Raw genomic sequence first — 15,602 nt, 5'->3', positions numbered from 1 at the left:
TCGGTCAGATGACCTTCCAGCGCACCAGCGCCCCCAGCGTCAGCGCCCCCGGCAGGATCGGCAGCCAGACCGTGATGATCCGGTACGCCAGCACCACCGCCGTCGCCACGGCCGCCGGGCCGCCCGCCGCCACCAGCGCCACGATCAGCGCCGCCTCGACCGAGCCGATACCGCCCGGGGTGGGGACCAGCGCGACCGCGACCGTGGCCGCGAGATAGGCGACCGCCATGTGCAGCGGCGGCACGTCCAGGCCCAACGCCTCGCCCACCGCGACCAGTCCGGCCGCCTGGAGCGCCGGGAAGGCGAACGCGCCGCCCCACAGGGCGAACGCCCGGGAGGCCCGGGTGTGCACCGAGCGGGCCTCACCGAGGGCCGTACGGAGGAAGGAGACCACGGTGGTGCGGACGCGACGGATCAGCATCAGTACGCCTGCCACAACCAGCACTGTCACGATCACCGTGATGACCAGCGGGGCCATCGCACCCTCCGGCAGCAAGGTGCTCAGCCGCAGCGCGTCGGGGAAGGCCAGCAGCAGCGCGGCCAGCAGGGCTACGCGGCCTATGGACTCGGCCAGGAGGTAGAGGGCTATCGCCGCCGAGGAGCGGGCCAGCGGTAGGCCGCATACCGTCATGAAGCGCAGGTTTACCGCGCTTGCGCCCAGGCCTGTCGGTAGTAGGTGGTTCGCGGCGCCTGCCGCGAACTGCGTCGCCAGCAGTCGGGCGGACGGCAGTCGTTCTACAACCGCCCCCTGGCGGCAGCAGGCCGCGGCCACCCAGGTCAGGCAGGTCGCGCCGGCCGCCGCCAGCAGCCAGGGCCACTCGGCGGTGCCCAGATGCGCGAATCCCTCGGCGAGCACGTCACGGTGCCGCACCGCCACCACCGCGACCAGCACCAGCGGGAGCAGACACAGGATCTGCCGGACGGGCAGGCGCCGTCTGGCCTTGGGCGGGTCGGGGAGCTGTACCGCTGTCACATTCGGAGAGGTTCTCCGCACCGTCCCAACTGCGGGTTGCCGAATCGGGGCTTCCGGCTTACGTCCGCCCGTCATCGGGACCTTCGTACGGGTGGTCCCCGTAAACCGATTGACCTCAAGGATGCTTGAGGTTCTACCTTCTCTCGCATGAGCATGGAGACCACAGCCTGGATGCAACTGCACTCCGTCATGACCGCCGAGCAGGAGCGCCGACCCTTCGCGCGCGAGACCCTGCGCCGCATCGGCGGCTTCGCCCGCCCGCACCGGGCGCGCATCGCGCAGTTCGTGGGCCTGGGGGTGGTCACCGCACTGCTCGCCGTGGCGACGCCCGTCCTGGCCGGCAAGGTCGTCGACGCGATCGTGTCGGGCGACGACGAGAGCAGGGTCGTACGGCTGGCCCTGCTGATCGCCCTCATCGCGGTCCTGGAGGCGGCGCTGGGCATCCTCGCCCGGCGGCTTTCGGCGACGCTCGGGGAGGGACTCATCCTCGATCTTCGGACGGCCGTGTTCGATCATGTGCAGCGCATGCCGGTCGCGTTCTTCACACGTACTCGTACGGGAGCGCTGGTCTCCCGTCTCAACAACGACGTCATCGGCGCCCAGCGCGCCTTCAGCAACACCCTCTCCGGAGTGGTGAGCAATCTGGTCACGCTGCTGCTGACCCTGGTCGTGATGCTCACGCTCTCCTGGCAGATCACCCTGCTCGCGCTGGTGCTGCTCCCGGTGTTCGTGATCCCGGCCCGCCGCATGGGCCGCCGGATGGCGAACATGACCCGGGAGGCGGCCACCCTCAACGCCGCGATGGGCACCCGCATGACCGAGCGCTTCTCGGCCCCCGGCGCCACCCTGGTCAAGCTCTTCGGCCGCCCCGAGCAGGAGTCCGAGGAGTTCGCCGCCCGCGCCCGCCGGGTCGCCGAGATCGGGGTCCGCACCGCCACCGCACAGTCGGCGTTCATCACCGCCCTGACCCTGGTCTCCGCTCTCGCACTCGCCCTGGTCTACGGCCTCGGCGGCTGGTTCGCCCTGAACGGCAGCCTCGAACCCGGCGCCGTGGTCGCCCTCGCCCTGCTCCTGACCCGCCTCTACGCCCCGCTGACCTCCCTCGCCGGGGCCCGTGTGGAGGTCATGAGCGCTCTGGTCAGCTTCGAGCGGGTCTTCGAGGTGCTCGACCTCGAACCGCTCATCCAGGACCGGCCCGACGCCAAGGAGATCCCCGACGGTCCGGTTTCCGTGGAGTTCACCGACGTCCGCTTCGGCTACCCCTCCGCCGACAAGGTTTCCCTTGCCTCCCTGGAAGAGGTCGCGGCCCTCGACACCCGGGGCGGCTCCGAGGTCCTGCGCGGACTGTCCTTCCGCGCCGAACCCGGCCAGACGGTCGCCCTCGTCGGCTCCTCCGGCGCGGGCAAGTCGACGATCGCGAGCCTGCTGCCCCGCCTGTACGACGTCGACGGCGGCACCGTACGCCTCGGCGGGGTCGACGTCCGTGAGGTGAGCGCCCGGTCCCTGCGTGAGACCCTCGGCATGGTCACCCAGGACGGCCATCTGTTCCACGACAGCGTCCGCGCCAACCTGTTGCTGGCCCGGCCCACCGCGAGCGACGACGAACTGTGGGACGCGCTGCGCCGCTCCCGCCTCGACGACCTCGTCCGGTCCCTGCCGGACGGTCTGGACACGGTGGTCGGCGAGCGCGGCTACCGGCTCTCCGGCGGTGAGCGCCAGCGGATGACCATCGCCCGGCTGCTGCTGGCCCGGCAGCGCGTCGTCATCCTCGACGAGGCCACCGCCCACCTCGACAACACCTCCGAGGCCGCCGTCCAGGAGGCCCTCGCCGAGGCACTGGAGGGCAGGACCGCGGTGGTCATCGCGCACCGGCTGTCGACCGTACGGGCCGCCGACCTGATCCTGGTCGTCGAGGACGGCCGGATCGTCGAACGCGGCACCCACGACGAACTGCTGGCCGCCGAGGGACGGTACGCCGAGCTGTACCGGACGCAGTTCGAGGAGCGCTCCGGCGACGACGAGGAGCGACCCGCCGACGCGACGGAGATCGCCGTGGCGTAGTCGTCCCGCGACCTAGGGTGACCTCGTCCCGGCAGTCACCCGCTGTCATCAGCGGCTGCGGAAGGCCACGTTCATGCCGCACTCGACCCTCAGATCCTGTGTCAGCCGCCGCCGTCTGCTGGAGGGCGGAGCCGCCCTCCTCGGCGCGTTCGCCGTCACCTCCGGATCCGCGGCCGGGCGCGCCCGCGCGGCCGACGGCGCCCAGGAATGGAACGGCTCCATCGACCTCTTCCGCCTGGGCGCCGAACCCCCGCACACCACACTCATGCCGTACGCCGACACGGCCCAGGCCCTGGCCGCCGACCGCACGGTGTCGCCGTACCGGATCGGCCTCGACGGCACCTGGAAGTTCGCGTACGCGGACCGCCCCGCCGACCGTGACCCCGACTTCCACCGCACCGACGTCGACGACAGCGGCTGGGACAGCATCCCGGTCCCCTCCGTGTGGCAACTGCACGGCTACGACCGCCCGATCTACCTCAACATCACCTACCCCTACTGGGGCGCCAACGGACTCGGCGAGGAGCCTCAGCCCCCGGCCGTGCCGACCCGCTACAACCCCGTCGGCCAGTACCGCCGTACCTTCACCGTCCCCCGCGACTGGTCGGGACGCCGTACCTTCCTGCACTTCGAGGGCGTGAAGTCGGCGCACTACGTATGGATCAACGGCGAACTCGTGGGCTACCACGAGGACTCCTACACCCCGGCCGAGTACGACATCACCCGGCACCTGAAGTCCGGCACCAACCAGATCGCCGTCGAGGTCTACCGCTACTCCGACGGCGACTGGCTGGAGGACCAGGACATGATCCGGCTGAGCGGCATCTTCCGCTCGGTGTACCTGTACTCCACCCCCGCCGTGCACCTGCGCGACTTCAAGCTCGACACCCCGCTCGGTGACGACTACACGTCCGCCGAACTCTCGGTCACCGCGAGCGTGCGCGCCTACGAGGGCGGCACGGCGGGCTCGTACACCGTCGAGACGCAGCTGTACGACACCGGCGGCCACCCCGTCTGGTCCCGGCCGCTGCAACAGACCGCGAAGGTCGGCACCTCCGGCACCGACACGACCGTTCAGGCCGCCAAGGCCGTGCCCGCGCCGAAGCTGTGGTCGGCGGAGCAGCCGTACCTCTACACCGCCGTCCTCAGCCTGCGTGATCCGGCCGGTCAGGTCATCGAGACGTTGTCGCACCGCGTCGGGTTGCGCGAATTCGCCCTGCGGGACGGCCTGATGCGCATCAACGGCAAGCCCGTCTCGCTGCGCGGCACCAACCGCCACGAGATGCACCCCGAGCGCGGCACCGCCCTCACCCGCGCCGATCTGGTCCGGGACATCGAGGTGATCAAGCGGCTGAACATGAACTCGGTCCGCACCTCGCACTACCCCAACAACCCGGTCTGGTACGAACTCGCCGACGAATACGGCCTGTACCTCGTCGACGAGACCAACCTGGAGACGCACGGCATCCACAAGCGCTACCCCGGCGACCACCCCGACTGGACGAAAGCCTGCGTGGCCCGCGCCCAGAACATGGTCCACCGTGACAAGAACCACGCCTCGGTCGTCATCTGGTCCCTCGGCAACGAGGCGGGCGGCGGCTCCACGTTCGTCGCCATGCACGACTGGATCAAGTCCTACGACCCCACTCGCGTCGTCCAGTACGAGGGCGACGACCGGCCCGGCGTCAGCGACATCCGCTCCGAGATGTACGACACCCCGGCCAAGGTGGAGGCCCGTGCCAAGGACACCGCCGACACCCGGCCGTACGTCATGATCGAGTACTCCCATGCGATGGGGAACTCCAACGGCAACTTCAAGAAGTACTGGGACCTCGTCCGCCGCCACGACGTACTCCAGGGCGGCTGGATCTGGGACTTCGCCGACCAGTCCCTGAGCTGGCCCACCCCTGCGCGTCAACTGCTCACCGAGACGGGTCCGTTGGCGCTGCGCGGCGAGATCCTCGCCCCCTCCGGCACCCTCGACCGCACCAAGGGCCTGTACGGCGGCACCGTGTTCGCCCGCGACCCGCGCCTGGACCTCACCGGCTCGCTCACCCTGGAGGCCTGGGTCACCCCGCACTACACCGGCTACCAGCAGCCGATCATCGCCAAGGGGGACACGCAGTACGCGCTGAAGCAGACCACCAAGAACCTGGAGTTCTTCATCCACTCCGGCGGAGAGTGGATCACCGCGACCTGGCCGCTGCCGGCGGACGGCTGGCGGGGCAGCGAGCACCACATCGCCGGGGTCTTCGACGCGGACGCGGGCACGCTCACCCTGTATGTCGACGGCGAGGTCAAAGCGACCCGCACCACCGACCGCAGGCCCGGCGTCAACTGCGCGCCCCTCGCCCTGGCCACCGACGCCGACCACTCCACCCGGGAGTTCAGCGGCACCATCCGCCGCGCCCGTGTCTACGCGCGCGCCCTGAGCGCCGCCGAGCTGGCCTCCGACCGCCGCGCTCCGGACGGCGACGGCGTGCGCTTCTGGTTCGACGCCGCCACCGTCGGCGTCAGCGAGAAGCAGCCGTCGGAGAAGACCTTCTACGCCTACGGCGGCGACTGGGGCGACAACCCCAACGACGGGAACTTCGTCGCGGACGGCATCGTCACCGCCGACCGTGGACACACCGGCAAGGCCGCCGAGGTGAAGCGGGTCTACCAGGCGATCAACGCGACTCGGGGCGACGGTGGCGCGATCACTCTGACCAATGAGTACCTGTTCACCAACCTCCGTGATTTTGACGGCAGTTGGGCCCTCATCGAGGACGGTGAGCCGGTTCGGCGGGGAGCCCTCAGCCGCGCTCAGCTCGACGTACCGCCGCAGTCGAGCAAGGAGATCACCGTGCCGGCGGAGCTGCCTGCCGACTGGTCGAAGTCGAAGGAATACTTCCTCCAACTGTCCTTCGTCACCCGGCAGTCCACGAAGTGGGCCGCGGCGGGATTCGAAGTGGCCCGGCAGCAACTGCCCCTCGGCGGGGGCGAGAAGGCCGGTGCGCCGGTACGGCTGGACAGCGTTCCGGCCCTCGCGCATGTCGACGGCGAGCGGTCCGTGACCGTCACCGGCGAGGGCTTCTCCCTCACCGTCGACAAGAAGCGCGGCGTCATCACCTCCTACGAGGCCGCCGGCGTACGGCTCCTGGACTCCGGGCCCGTGCCCAACTTCTGGCGGGCGCCCACCGACAACGACAAGGGCAGCCGCCAGCACATCCGCAACGAGACCTGGCGCGACGCCGGCACCCGGCGCACCGTCACCGACGTCGCCGTGCGCCCTCTCGGGGACAAGGCGGTCGAGATCAAGGTGACCGGCACCCTGCCGACCACCGTGAAGTCGACGTACAGCACCACCTGCACCGTCTTCGGCAACGGCGAGATCAAGGTCGACAACACCCTTCACCCGGGCGCCACTTCACTGCCGTACATCCCGGAGATCGGCACCCTCCTCTTCCTCCCGGGCCGCCTGGACCGGCTGCACTATTACGGTCGCGGGCCCGAGGAGAACCACTGGGACCGCAACAACGGCACCGACGTGGGGCGGTACTCCGGCACCGTCGCCGAGCAGTGGACCCCCTACATCCGCCCGCAGGAGAACGGCAACAAGACCGACGTCCGCTGGGCCGCGCTCACCGACGCCGCCGGGGCCGGGCTTCTGATCAGCGGTGAACCCCTGCTGGAGATCAACGCCTCCCGCTTCACCCCGGAGGACCTGTCGGTCGGCGTGCGCCACGACTATCAGCTCACCCCGCGCGAGGAAGTCGTCCTGCGGGTGAGCCACCGGCAGATGGGCGTGGGCGGCGACAACAGTTGGGGCGCGCACACGCACGACGAGTACAAGCTGTTCGCCGATCGCGACTACGCCTACACCTACCGGCTGCGCCCGCTGACCGACCTCGCCGACGCGACCGGCGCCTCGCGACGGCCCACGGCGACGGACTGACGCGAGGGGGCCTGCGGCGGCCGACTGATCAGAACCGGCGCTTGGGAGCGGCCGTACGCCCGACTGTCGCGGCCAGCTTTCTCAACCGGCGCCAGTCCAGGGCCGGTTCACGCCGGGCGAGCCCGGGGCGCTTGCGCGGTACGCGGACGCGCAGGGCGCCGGGCTCGACGCGGCAGCGGACCGGCGAGGGCAGGACCAGCGCCTCGCCGTCCAGGCCCACCTCGACCTCCGCGCCGTCGGCGTTCTCCACGACGACCTCGCGGGCGGTGTGGACGGTGAGCCCGGCCGGGGCCGGGTCGAGCACCAGCGCGGCGGCCTCGGCGGCGTTCTCCACCCGGACTCCCAGGACCCCGAGCACTCCCATGTCGAGCCGGTCGCGCCGCCCGAACCCGAACGGCTCGCCGGTCCGGTAAGGGTTGTTGCTCACCAGGACGGCCTGCGGGGCGTCGAGGGTGACCTCGCCCGCGCGGGCGGTGAGCCGCGGCCCGTGCCGCCCGGTGAGGAGATCCGGCAGCAGCTCCAAGCTGGTGCCGAGCTTGTCGTCCCGGTACGAGGGGTGCTGCACGATCGCCGCGTACGCGCCGAAGGAGGCGTTGTTCACGAACGGCCGGTCAGCGGCGAACCCCAGGTCGACGCGGAGCTCCACCCCGTCGGTCAGCGCCTCCAGGCAGGCGGCGGGGTCGTCGCGGTCCAGGCCGAGGTCCAGGGCGAAGTGGTTGCGGGTGCCGGCGCTGATGACCAGGAACGGCAGTCCGTGCTCGGCGGCGACGGCCGCGACCAGCGCCTGGGTGCCGTCGCCGCCCGCGACCCCGAGCAGATCGGCGCCCTCGGCGACGGCGGCGCGGGCCAGCTCGGTCACGTCCTGCGGATGCGCCGGGTCGAGCAGAACGACCCGCGCGCCGAGCTGTTCGGCCCGCTCCCGCAGCCCGAACCGGACGACCTTCCCGCCGCCCGAGCGCGGGTTCATGATCAGGTACGGCCGCTCGGGCGGCGGGCACCGGCGTTCGCGCACCCTGTGCATTCCGGTGCCGCGCAGGGCGTACCGCCCGCACCAGACGGCGACGCCCCACAGCGCCAGCGACAAGGGCAGTGCCCAGAAGAGGGTCGTGGCGAAGACGGCGACGACACACGCGGGGACGATCAGCGCCACCAGTGCCGCCACCCACCGCAGGGGCCCGCGAAGACTTACCGTCCACCACACCGCGGCCACCGCCACGACCAGACCGAGGGCCCCGACCAGGAGCAGCAGCAGGCCGATGAGTCCGCCGTAGACGAGCGGCAGGAGCACGGCGAGCGCGGCCGCCGTCAGCGCCGCCCTCGCCGCCCAGCGCTGCACGTGATAGCTGCGGCCGCTCACGTTGTCGATCACCGGGTCATCGTAGGGGTGAGTGCTCGGGAGGGGTCTGGGAAGGCGGTGATGAACTCACGAACCGACGAGCCGGTCCGGCACTCCTCTGAGTGCCGGACCGGCTCAGCCGCGGGCTACTGGCCCGTCGCCGCCGCCGTCAGGCTCTGCGGAACCTCCGCGTAGCCCGCCGGGCGGGTGGTGAACGTGCCCCGGCCCTGGGTGCGGCCGCGCAGGCGCGAGGCGTAGCCGAACAGTTCGGCCAGCGGAACCGTCGCGGTCACCACCGCCGTACCGCCCCGGGTCGCCGACGCCGACACCCGTCCGCGGCGCGCCGCCAGATCGCCCAGGACGGCACCCACGGAGTCCTCGGGCACGGTCACCGTCACCTCGGCGACCGGCTCCAGCAGCCGCATCTCGCAGGACCGCAGGGCTTCCCGCAGTCCGAACCGGCCGGCGGCGCGGAACGCGAGCTCCGAGGAGTCCTTGGAGTGCGTGGCCCCGTCGGTGAGCGTGACCCGCACGCCGGTCACCGGATGACCGCCCAGCGGACCCTCCGCCAGCGCGTCCCGGCAACCGGCCTCGACCGCGCGGACGAATTCCCGCGGGACCCGGCCGCCGACCACCGTCGAAGCGAACGCGAAACCGGCCTCGCCGTCCGGAGCGTCCAACGGCTCGACGTCCAGCACCACATGGGCGAACTGCCCGGCGCCGCCGTCCTGCTTGACGTGCCGGTACACCAGCCCCGCCACCCCGCGGACCACGGTCTCCCGGTACGACACCTGCGGGCGGCCGACCGAGACCTCCAGGCCCCGGTCGCGGCGCAGCTTCTCCACCGCCACCTCCAGGTGCAGCTCGCCCAGGCCCGACAGCAGCGTCTGGCCGGTCTCCGGATCGGTCCGCACGACCAGCGACGGATCCTCCTCCGCCAGCCGGGCCAGCGCCGAGGCCAGCCGGTCGGTGTCCTGGCCGAGGCGGGCCTCGACGGCCACCGAGACCACCGGGTCGGCCGTGGTGGGCGGTTCCAGCACGAGCGGCGCCGAGGGGGCGCACAGGGTCGTACCGGCACGCGCCGACTTCGGGCCGATCACGGCGACGATGTCCCCGGCCACGGCCACGTCCGTCTCGGTGTGCCGGTCGGCCTGCACCCGCAGGATGCGGCCGACCCGTTCGGTGCGCCGGACGCCCATGTCCAGCACCGTGTCCCCCTTCCGCAGCACTCCCGAATAGATCCGCAGGTACGTCATCCGGCCGGTCGGCGCCGCGTGCACCTTGAAGGCCAGCGCGGCCAGGGGCGCGGCGGGATCGGCGGCACGCTCCTGCTCCGTACCGTCGATCGTGCCGCGCACGGCCGGGACGTCCGCTGGCGACGGCAGATACGCCACCACGGCCTGGAGCAACGGCTCGATGCCGCGATTGCGGTACGCCGAACCGCACAGCACCACCACGGCCTCACCCGCGTGGGTCAGTTCGCGCAGTGCCGCGCGCAGCGTCGCCTCCGAGACCGCCGAGCCGGCGCAGTACTCCTCCAGTGCCTGGGGGTGCAGTTCGGCGACGGCCTCGTCCAGGGCCCGGCGGCGCCGCAGCGCCTCGGCGCGCAGTGCCTCGGGCACCTGGCGTTCCTCGTGCGCGCCGGTGTCCGGGGGCCACACGACGGCCCGCATCCGGACCAGGTCGACGACGCCCTCGAACCCCTCCTCGCGGCCGATCGGCAACTGCACCACCAGGGGCGTGGCGCCCAGCCGTTCCCGGATCGACGCGACGGCCGAGTCCAGGTCGGCGCCCGCGCGGTCCATCTTGTTCACGAACGCCAGGCGCGGCACCCCGTGCCGGTCGGCCTCCCGCCAGACCGCCTCGCTCTGCGGTTCGACGCCCGCGACGGCGTCGAACACCGCCACCGCGCCGTCGAGGACGCGCAGCGAGCGCGTCACCTCGTCGGCGAAGTCCACGTGGCCCGGGGTGTCGATGAGGTTGATCCGGTGCCCGTCCCAGTCGCAGCTGACCGCCGCCGCGAAGATGGTGATGCCCCGGTCGCGTTCCTGGGAGTCGAAGTCGGTGACGGTGGTGCCCTCGTGCACCTCGCCCCGCTTGTGGACGGCGCCGGTCAGGAACAGGATCCGCTCGGTCACGGTGGTCTTGCCGGCGTCCACGTGGGCGAGGATGCCGAGGTTGCGGACGGCTTTGAGCGCGCGGAGTGTGAGGTCGGTACGCACGGCCTGAGGCCCTTCTTCGTGTGTCGTGAGTGGTGAAGAGGCAGCGCGATGGGCGGCCGAAGCCCGAGGAATCGCACCCTGCGCCGGACAGCGGCGGGGCAGGGCTCAGCGACGGTCTTCGACCGGGTTCTCCAGTGCCGGCCGCGCGGCGGGCACCGGGCTCACGAAGACACGAGGATCACGTCGAACCGCGCCCAGGGGACGACGACAGCGATGACGGTGCGCACTGCCGGCCTCCCTCGAATCTGAACTCGGAACACGTAGGACGCACCGGCCACTTCGGGCCCGGACGCGTATCGAGAGTGTAGGGAGCGGGGCAGGGGTGGGGCGCGGCATTTTCCGGGGACGGAGGCGCACCGGTTTGTGACGTAGGTCATGAAACCCGGGGCGGGATCTTGGAATTTCTGATTCCGCGCCGCTGCTCCCCTCGTCAGGGGATCACCATGTCCTTCCTTCCCGCACCGCCTCTGAAAGGTTCCCCTGCGCCATGCCACTGGCTCTCCTGGCCCTGGCTGTCGTCGCCTTCGGCATCGGCACGACCGAATTCGCCACCATGGGACTGCTGCCCCAGATCGCCGACGGGATCGATGTGTCCGTGCCGCAGGCGGGCAACATCGTGTCCGCCTACGCGCTGGGCGTCGTCGTCGGCGCCCCGGTGCTGACCGGCATCGGAGCGCGCATCCCGCACAAGCGCCTGCTGTTGCTCCTGTCCGGACTCTTCGTGATCGGCAACGTTGCGTCCGCCCTCGCCCCGAACTTCGGGCTGCTCTTCGCCGCGCGCTTCCTGGCGGGTCTGCCGCACGGCGCGCTGTTCGGCGTGGGCGCGGTCGTCGCCTCCCGGCTCGTCGCCCCGGACCGGGCGGCCACCGCGGTGTCGCGGATGTTCCTCGGACTGACCGTCGCCAACATCATCGGTGTCCCGGCCGGTACGGCGCTCGGCCAGCAGCTGGGCTGGCGGTCCGCCTACGTCGCGGTGGCCGTCATCGGCGTGCTCGCCCTCCTGGCCCTGGCCGCGTTCGTGCCCCACCAGCCGCGCGGCGCCCAGGCCGGCGTCCGCCACGAGCTGCGGGCGATGGGCAACAAGCAGGTGTTCATCGGCCTGGCCACGGCAGTCGTCGGATTCGGCGGCTTCTTCGCCGTCTACAGCTACCTCGTGCCCATGCTGACCAACCTCACGGGCCTCTCCGACTCCTCCACCACCCTGGTACTCGCGCTCTACGGCGTGGGCATGACCCTGGGCACCCTGGTCGCGGGACCGCTCACCGACCGCGCGCTGCGCCCGACGCTCTACGGCGGGCTCGCCCTGCTGTCGGCCGCGCTGGTGGTGTTCTGGTTCAGCGTCCACAGCACCGTGCCGGCACTGATCACGATCACGTTCATCGGCGCGATGGGCGCCCTCATCACCACGCCCGTGCAGATCCTGCTGATGGCCAAGGCCAAGGACGCGCCGACCATGGCGGCGGCCTCCAACCACTCCGCGTTCAACCTGGCCAACGCGGGCGGCGCCTGGCTCGGCGGTCTCGCCATCTCCGCGGGCTGGGGCTGGTCCTCGCCCGCCCTGGTGGGTGCCGCGCTGGGCGTGGCGGGCCTGGGCCTGGCCTTCATGGGCGGCCGCATGGACCGGGGCGGAGAGCCCTCCGAGGTGATCACGTCCTCGGACGCGCAGCACGAGCAGGTCACGGCCGCGCAGTAGCCGGTCGCTAGTTCCACAGGGGATACGACACCGTGGCCGCGTATCCCTCCGGCCTGCCCTCGGTGTAGGTGAGGGTGATCCGGGAGTAGTGCGAGAGCTGAGGGTGCTTCTTCCAGGGCTCGGGGCGGTCGAGCCGTACCGACACCGGATACGCGTGGAAGCGGCCCGCCGCACAGTACGGCTTGCAGTCGTTGACCCAGTTCACGCCCTCGGCCCGGGCCGACCGCTCGCCCCACCGGGACCAGTGCAGCGAGGCCAGGCGACTGTTGCCGTCAGCACAGGCGAGCATGAAGTCGGCGGGCCGTACTTCCGGGTGCCACAGGCAGTCGACGAGCACCGGAGGGTCTTCGGTCCGCTGCACGGCCTGCGTGGTCTGTGCGCCCGCGGATGCGGCCAGGGCGGCGACGGCGCAGAGCGCGGCCGCGGACGTGAGTGCGCGTGAGCGTATGTGCATGGCCGCTCCCCGGTGCAGCTCGCCGAACAATGCCCGCACCCGACGCTACGGCCGCAGGCCGGAAGGCACCACTCGAACGGAGTAGGGGAAGGCGTCCTAACGCCACCGGCGCCGGGAGGCCGTGACGAGCTCGCTCATCGTGGCGAGCTTGGTCCTCGGCCTGCCGGCGTCCTCGCCGCGTGCGCGTTCGGCCCGGTCGATGGCCGCCATGCCACGGGCGTCCACGACATGCGGCGCACGGCGGCGAGCGAGTCGGGCGAACGCCTTCGCCGGCGGGGTGGGCCGGGGCAGGGCACCCTCGACGGCGTCGGCGAGCAGCGTGCCGACGGTCTCGGCGGCGCAGGTCCGGTTGGCGCCGATGCCTCCGGAGGGACCGCGCTTGATCCACCCCACGACGTACGTGCCGGGCAGCCCTGTCACCCGCCCCCGTTCGTGCGGGACGGTCCCGGCCGACTCGTCGAAGGGCAGCCCCGGCACCGGCGTCCCCCGGTAGCCGATGGCCCGTATCGCCGTGGTCGCGGGAAGGAGGAGTTCACCGTCCGCCGAGGTGACGCGCACGCCTTGCATGCCTTGGCCGTCTCCGACGATCTCCGCCGGTGCGGAGTGGAAGCGCAGCACGATGCGCCGACCCTCGCCCGGCGGGCGGGACCAGTCGACCTTCTCGCGCGCCGTGTGCCGTAGCACGGCGGCGAGTTCGCGCGGTCCGGCGGCGTCGATCGCGTCGCCGACGCGCGGGTCGTGGTCGTCGACGACCAGGCGCACACCGGGCAGTTGGGTCAGCGCGAGGAGTTCCGGCCGGGTGCAGGCCGCGTGCTCCGGGCCCCGGCGGCCCAGCAGGACGACCTCGCGGACGGCAGAGCCGCGCAGGGCGCGCAGCGCGTGCTCGGCGATGTCCGTACCGGCCAGCTCCTCCGGGTCGCTGACCAGGATGCGGGCCACGTCGAGGGCGACATTGCCGTTGCCGACCACGACGACGCGCTCGGCGGACAGGTCGACCGCGTCGGGCGCGACGTCGGGATGGGCGTTGTACCAGCCGACGAATTCCGACGCGGACAGACTGCCTGTGCGGTCCTCGCCAGGGATGCCGAGCCGTCGGTCGCCGGACGCGCCCACGGCGTACACCACCGCGTCGTGGTGGGCGGCGAGTTCCTCCGCCATGACGTGCTCGCCGACCCGAAGCCCCAGCAGCATCCGCACCCGGGGGTGGGAGTGGAAGCGGGCGAAGGTGTCACCCGCCTTCTTGGTCGCGGGGTGGTCGGGAGCGACGCCGTACCGGACCAGGCCGCCGGCCACCGGCAGCCGGTCGATGAGGGTGACCTCGGCGTTGGTGTGCAGCAGCAGATCCTGGGCCGTGTACATCCCGGCCGGCCCGGTGCCGACGACGGCGACCCGCAGCGGGCGGAAGTCGGGCGGCAGGGCGCGGTCGAACGTGGGCCGGTCCCAGGCGTGGAAGTTGGGGCTGCCGTCGGCGGGTTCGGGCGCCGGGGTGTCGGCGAAGTAGGCGGCGTTGATCTCCGCGTACGCCCGCTGCGGGCCGGTGAGCCGGTCCACCGGGATGATCGCGTCCACCGGACAGGCGTCCGCGCACGCGCCGCAGTCGATGCACGCCCGCGGGTCGACGTGGAGCATCTCGGTGCTCCCGAAATCCCGCTCCTGCGGCGTGGGGTGGATGCAGTTGACCGGGCAGACGGCGACACAGGTGGCGTCGGCGCAGCAGGTCTGGGTGATCGCGTAGGTCATGGTGTCCGCTCTGCTCGGCAACGCTGCCGGTGGGTCGGTCGGATCAGGTGGGCGTGCCGGTGGGGCGTCAGATGAGGTGGGCGCGCTTGTAGAACGCCAGCGCCGGCTTCGTCAGCAGCCGGGCCGAGTCCAGGAACTCCATCAGGCCGGCGCAGCTGGAGCGCATCATCGCCTTGTGGTGCTCGTTGCCGGCCGCCTCGGCGAGCGCCCGGCGGGAGTCCAGCCCGGCGTTGGCGTACACCGCCTTGTTCACCATGCTCGAGACGATGACGTACGCCGCGACGGCGATCACGAAGGCGTGGATGTGGCGGCGTACCCGCCCCGCCTTCGCCAGGTGGCGCCGGGTCTCCTCGCGGGCGAACTTCATGTGGCGGGACTCCTCGACCACATGGATGTTGTTGATGGTCCTGACGAACGGCACGACCCGCTCGTCCCGCATCCAGTCGCGCTGCATGACGTCGAGGACCTCCTCGGCGACGAGGATCGCGGCGTAGGCGGCCTCGCCGAACGCCAAGGTCTTGAAGGCCCTGCCCAGTTCGACGGCCGCCCGGCGCGGCCGGTAGGCGGGCGCGCGGAGCTTCTTGGCGCCGCGGGCGAACATGATCGAGTGCCGGCACTCGTCGGCGATCTCGGTGAGCGCCCACTGGAAGGTGTCGTCGGTCGGGTCCTTGGCGTAGATGTCCCGCAGGATCAGCTGCTGGAGGATCATCTCGAACCAGATACCGGTGCTGGCGACCGAGGCGGCCTCCTGCCGGGTCAGTTCCCTGCGCTGGGCCTCGGTGAGCTCGTTCCAGTACGAAGTCCCGTACAGGGTGCTCCACTCCGGGCTGGCGCCGTGGAAGTCCTCGTCCAGCGGCGTCTCCCAGTCCACCTCCGCCAGCGGGTCGTACGAGAGGGTGGCGGCCGAGTCGAGCAGTCGGCCCGCGACCGTCCCGGTCTCGGTGCCGTGCTCCGTGTCGGGCCGGACCGTGCTGCTTGCCATGCTCCCAACTCCTCAGTCGAGTGACGGAGCGGCTCCGTCGGTGCGGTGCATGCGGGCAGGGCGGAACGGGCGGCGTCCCGAGGCCGCCGTCGCCTTGTTAACGAAATGTATAACAAGGGGTCGGCCGGGTGCCTACCCCCGAGTAAGGAGGAGTTGCCCGGGGTCTCGGCGCACAGGGGTGTTGTCAGTGGTGGGTGCGATGCT

9 protein-coding genes are annotated in these 15,602 nt (G+C 71.7%); 3 read left to right on the top strand and 6 right to left on the bottom strand.

The features are described 5' to 3' along the window. Positions 1-4 precede the first annotated feature (4 nt). Positions 5-973 carry a lysylphosphatidylglycerol synthase transmembrane domain-containing protein gene (locus BN159_RS07220; protein WP_051113482.1) on the bottom strand — a complete coding sequence of 323 codons (969 nt, stop codon included), beginning with the start codon at positions 971-973 and terminating at the stop codon, positions 5-7. Between the two features lie 147 nt (positions 974-1,120). On the opposite strand from BN159_RS07220, the gene BN159_RS07215 reads away from it, so the two are divergent. Then, positions 1,121-3,034, top strand: coding sequence for an ABC transporter ATP-binding protein (locus tag BN159_RS07215; protein ID WP_015656272.1), 1,914 nt, complete (start codon positions 1,121-1,123; stop codon positions 3,032-3,034). A gap of 73 nt (positions 3,035-3,107) precedes the next feature. Next, on the top strand, positions 3,108-6,971 hold the full coding sequence (locus tag BN159_RS07210; protein ID WP_015656271.1) for a glycoside hydrolase family 2 TIM barrel-domain containing protein: 3,864 nt from the start codon (positions 3,108-3,110) through the stop codon (positions 6,969-6,971). A 28-nt stretch (positions 6,972-6,999) separates the two neighbouring features. On the opposite strand, the gene BN159_RS07205 is transcribed toward BN159_RS07210, so the two are convergent. Then, positions 7,000-8,340 carry a diacylglycerol/lipid kinase family protein gene (locus tag BN159_RS07205; protein ID WP_015656270.1) on the bottom strand — a complete coding sequence of 447 codons (1,341 nt, stop codon included), beginning with the start codon at positions 8,338-8,340 and terminating at the stop codon, positions 7,000-7,002. A 113-nt stretch (positions 8,341-8,453) separates the two neighbouring features. Then, positions 8,454-10,529, bottom strand: a complete 2,076-nt coding sequence (gene fusA / locus BN159_RS07200) for an elongation factor G (RefSeq protein ID WP_015656269.1) — start codon at positions 10,527-10,529, stop codon at positions 8,454-8,456. A 487-nt stretch (positions 10,530-11,016) separates the two neighbouring features. On the opposite strand from fusA, the gene BN159_RS07195 reads away from it, so the two are divergent. Then, the gene (locus BN159_RS07195) at positions 11,017-12,222 is read left to right on the top strand and encodes an MFS transporter (RefSeq protein ID WP_015656268.1); all 1,206 of its coding nucleotides are present in this window, start codon (positions 11,017-11,019) and stop codon (positions 12,220-12,222) included. A gap of 7 nt (positions 12,223-12,229) precedes the next feature. On the opposite strand, the gene BN159_RS07190 is transcribed toward BN159_RS07195, so the two are convergent. The 3 genes from BN159_RS07190 to BN159_RS07180 all read right to left on the bottom strand — a co-directional run bounded on the left by BN159_RS07190 (position 12,230) and on the right by BN159_RS07180 (position 15,398). After that, positions 12,230-12,676: a hypothetical protein gene (locus BN159_RS07190; RefSeq protein ID WP_015656267.1), complete on the bottom strand. Its 447-nt coding sequence runs from the start codon at positions 12,674-12,676 to the stop codon at positions 12,230-12,232. Positions 12,677-12,772: 96 nt separating this feature from the next. After that, complete coding sequence (locus BN159_RS07185; RefSeq protein ID WP_015656266.1) at positions 12,773-14,416, bottom strand: FAD-dependent oxidoreductase; 1,644 nt, start codon at positions 14,414-14,416, stop codon at positions 12,773-12,775. Between the two features lie 67 nt (positions 14,417-14,483). After that, positions 14,484-15,398, bottom strand: a complete 915-nt coding sequence (locus BN159_RS07180) for an AurF N-oxygenase family protein (protein WP_015656265.1) — start codon at positions 15,396-15,398, stop codon at positions 14,484-14,486. Between the last annotated feature and the right edge of the window lie 204 nt (positions 15,399-15,602).

The organism is Streptomyces davaonensis JCM 4913, assembly GCF_000349325.1.
GTDB classification, from domain to species: Bacteria; Actinomycetota; Actinomycetes; order Streptomycetales; family Streptomycetaceae; genus Streptomyces; species Streptomyces davaonensis.
Note: the sequence above shows the minus strand (reverse complement) of the source record. Positions and strands in the feature narration are given on the sequence as shown.

Bases quoted from the DNA above. Each gene is read 5' to 3' on its own strand.
- BN159_RS07215 (WP_015656272.1), top strand. From the start codon at position 1,121: ATGAGCATGGAGACCACAGCCTGGATGCAACTGCACTCCGTCATGACC.
- BN159_RS07210 (WP_015656271.1), top strand. From the start codon at position 3,108: ATGCCGCACTCGACCCTCAGATCCTGTGTCAGCCGCCGCCGTCTGCTG.
- BN159_RS07195 (WP_015656268.1), top strand. From the start codon at position 11,017: ATGCCACTGGCTCTCCTGGCCCTGGCTGTCGTCGCCTTCGGCATCGGC.
- BN159_RS07190 (WP_015656267.1), bottom strand. From the start codon at position 12,676: ATGCACATACGCTCACGCGCACTCACGTCCGCGGCCGCGCTCTGCGCC.
- BN159_RS07185 (WP_015656266.1), bottom strand. From the start codon at position 14,416: ATGACCTACGCGATCACCCAGACCTGCTGCGCCGACGCCACCTGTGTC.
- BN159_RS07180 (WP_015656265.1), bottom strand. From the start codon at position 15,398: ATGGCAAGCAGCACGGTCCGGCCCGACACGGAGCACGGCACCGAGACC.